This window comes from Fretibacterium fastidiosum, from assembly GCF_000210715.1.
In the GTDB taxonomy this organism is placed as follows: domain Bacteria; phylum Synergistota; class Synergistia; order Synergistales; family Aminobacteriaceae; genus Fretibacterium; species Fretibacterium fastidiosum.
Window position 1 is genome coordinate 1,891,959 of record NC_021038.1, and the last position, 2,032, is coordinate 1,893,990.

The window sequence follows — 2,032 nt, forward strand, 5'->3', positions numbered from 1 at the left end:
GACGGACGGGGGGAGGGCATCGAGAGCCCGCTCGTCCACGGGATTGGCAAAGGCCTCGATGACGGCGTAGTCCGGGTTCAGGGACCCCGGCCGGCTTTCCGAGTCCAGCATTTTGGACCAGACCTTGACCAGGGTCTCGTCGTTCCCCGGCATTGAGCTCCACCGCAGGGCCCTGACGCACTCCGCCTCGTCGTCGAACGTCCCCGGATGGAGGGCTGTGGTCTGCAGCTTCAGGACCTCCTCAACGGCCCGGTCAAGGGTTTCCCACTCCCCGTTCAGCGTCGCCTCGCGCCAGAGGGGGCCGATCAGCAGGTGGTCCAGCGCATAGCGCGCCCTGCCCCAGGCCGCCTTGAACCGCACCAGCCCCGATCGATTCAGCGCGTCCAGAACGGGGACGATGTCCTTCACCTTCCAGCGGCGGGTTCTTTCGGCCGGGTTGAAGTCCACCCTGTTCATCGTGTCCACGATCTCCCGCGCGGTGACGAACAGGGAGATCACGGCCAGGAGGCGGCACAGCCTCCGTCGGTCCTCGCTCTCCGCCTCGTACTTTTTCAGGAGCGACGTCCGCTTTTTCTCGTCAAAGAGCACGACCCTTCCCCCTTCTTCAACGGACGGCGCTCAGCGGGCGCTGAGCGATCCCGCCCCGAGAGGGGCGGAGCGGTTGCTCAGGACGACCATGCCGTCGTCCTCCATCAGGGCGTTGACCTCCCCGGGAAGCGGCGCCGAGAGTTGCTGGTTCCGGGGGATCATCAGGAACGCGCGGCCATAATCCTCCCACGGGAGGTGCAGCGCCGTGTCGGACAGGCTTGCTCCCCGCTGCCGCGTCAGGCCCGGCACGGGTGGAGCGTTCACCATGGCGTAGTTCCGCAGGGTGTAGAAGTACATGGAGGGACGATTCACCGCGTACTGCACGATGACGTCCCCGCGCTGCACGGAGCCCCGCAGGGCCAGCCCCACGTCCCGGATCGCGCCGTCCTCCGCCAGCAGGTCGAAGACCCCCGTCAGGGGCATGAGGCACAGCAGGGCGGCGGCGCTGACGTTGCGGGCGAACTTCAGGAGCTGCCGCGTCCTGGCGTAGTACCAGCCGGCGGCGACGCAAGCGCGACGAAGGAGAGCCACGGCACCAGCGAGAGCATGGCGCTGTCCAGGCCAGGTATGGCGCGGAGGGCCAGCGGCAGGCCCAGCACCGCCAGGGGCACGATGATGACGATGTTCAGGGCCACAGCGCGCTGCACCTCCCCCATGCGCCCCTCCGCGATCCACTCGTCGAGCGAGTCCCCCACCAGCGCGGCGAGGGGGGGCACGGCGGCGGCCATCGACAGGTAGTCCCCCATCATGACGGCGAAGAAGGCGAAGACAAAGGCCCAGAGCACCAGGAAGAAACGGGGGGTGGGCTCCTCCCCCTGCAGGGACTCCAGGCTGCGGGGCACGGCGCCCGTCACGGCGCGGACCACGAGGCCCGGCCAGGGGACCACGCTCACCAGGATGAAGAGCAGGCTCAGCATCCCCCCCGGCCGGAGCAGGGGAGGTGCCTCGTAGAGCATCAGGGTCAGGATCATGGGGTTTTGCGCCGCCAGCAGGGCGACGTAGCCCGAAACGCCCGCCAGCGAGATCAGGGCGGCGGGCCAGTGCCTCCAGCACAGGGCCAGGGGGCCGAAGCGGCTCGTCAGCATCGAGTGGAGGATCGGGACCACCCAGGGCAGGAGAAGGCCCTCCGGCCCCTGCACGACGAGAGCGGCCAGGGCGCCCGCGTGGGCCAAAAGCGCCCAGCGGCGCCCCTCTCCGCGCTGAAGGCGGACGAAGGCGGCCATGGACATGGCGGTGCAGCAGGCGTAGAGCGCGTGGGAGGAGGCCAGGTGGGACACGGTGAAGCCCATGACCATGCTGGCGGAGACCGCGGCGGCGATCCACGCCCCCCGGCCCCGCGACGCCAGGGCGGCGGCCAGCGCCATGCCCAGTCCCGCCGCGGCGGGCCAGAAGCGCACGGCGAACTCCTCCCATCCAAAGGCCTTCAGGGCCAGCGCGTAGAGCC

Annotated in this window: 3 protein-coding genes; all 3 read right to left on the reverse strand. The window is 69.8% G+C overall.

Annotated features, from left to right (window positions below):
• On the reverse strand, window positions 1-588 hold a 588-nt coding region (locus tag SY1_RS08775; RefSeq protein WP_208873495.1), incomplete at its 3' end, for a hypothetical protein.
• Window positions 589-618: 30 nt separating this feature from the next.
• Complete coding sequence (locus SY1_RS08780) at window positions 619-1,119, reverse strand: hypothetical protein (RefSeq protein WP_208873497.1); 501 nt, start codon at window positions 1,117-1,119, stop codon at window positions 619-621.
• Window positions 1,053-2,032: hypothetical protein (locus tag SY1_RS08785; RefSeq protein ID WP_208873499.1), on the reverse strand; the 980-nt coding region annotated here is incomplete at its 5' end. The genes SY1_RS08780 and SY1_RS08785, both read right to left, overlap by 67 nt.